Source organism: Paraburkholderia sp. SIMBA_053 (genome assembly GCF_046534895.1).
GTDB lineage: Bacteria > Pseudomonadota > Gammaproteobacteria > Burkholderiales > Burkholderiaceae > Paraburkholderia > Paraburkholderia caledonica.
Genome location: NZ_JAWRXU010001608.1, coordinates 1 through 239, shown reverse-complemented (window position 1 = coordinate 239; position 239 = coordinate 1). Strand labels below are relative to the sequence as shown.

Below are 239 nucleotides of genomic sequence, written 5' to 3'. Positions count from 1 at the left end.
CATCGGGCCGCTCATTACCAACGTCTGGAGTTCACGATGATGAGAAAGAACCTGTTCGCCACTGCTAATGCCAAGGCCATTGCGGGCGCTATTGCCGCCCTCGCCTCGCTGGCCAGTCCCTGCGCGTTCGCGCAAAGCAGCGTGACACGCTGTACGGCGTGCTCGACGAAGGCCTCGACTACACCAACAACGCCGGACACGGTGCAGTGTGGGAAATGGCGAGCGGCTACGCGCAAGGC

The 239-nt window shown here is 62.3% G+C and carries 1 pseudogene; it reads left to right on the top strand.

The annotated features are described in order from the left end of the window. Positions 1 to 39 precede the first annotated feature (39 nt). Positions 40 to 239 (top strand): annotated as a pseudogene (locus SB753_RS40980) (porin); the annotation flags it as partial.